The sequence below is a fragment of the Robertmurraya korlensis genome (assembly GCF_023715225.1).
GTDB lineage: Bacteria > Bacillota > Bacilli > Bacillales > Cytobacillaceae > Robertmurraya_A.
Map to the genome: position 1 here is coordinate 1 of NZ_JAMBNS010000133.1, position 424 is coordinate 424.

Annotated in this window: 1 protein-coding gene; it reads right to left on the reverse strand. The window is 48.1% G+C overall.

Features of this window, described 5'->3' with window-relative positions; all coding sequences use genetic code 11:
- Window positions 1-424: FKBP-type peptidyl-prolyl cis-trans isomerase (locus M3175_RS26110; RefSeq protein ID WP_251524622.1), on the reverse strand; the 424-nt coding region annotated here is incomplete at both ends.

A 424-nucleotide genomic window follows, 5' to 3' on the forward strand; every position in this document is an offset into this window, starting at 1 on the left:
CAATACCACCTTGGGGGGCGCCTTGCTCACCGTAAGCAAGTTTTGATGGAATGTAGAAGCGATATTTGCCGCCTTCTTTCATCAATTGTAAGCCTTCAGTCCAACCTGGGATAACTTGGTTAAGCGGGAATACAGCAGGTTGACCGCCATGCTGTGCAGTGCTATCAAATACTTTACCGTCTAGCAATTTACCTTCATATTGTACCGCTACGATATCTGTGGCTTTTGGCTGCGCGCCGCTACCTTCTTTGAGCACTTCATACTGCAAGCCAGACGCGGTAGTTTTGACCCCTGCTGTTTTAGCGTTTAGCGCTAGGAAAGCCTCGCCGTTGGCTTGGTTGTCTGGTAGGCGTTTTTGCATTTGGGTTTGCTCATAGGTTTGTACCGCTGTAATCATTTCTTCACGGGTCATGGTCGATTCTTT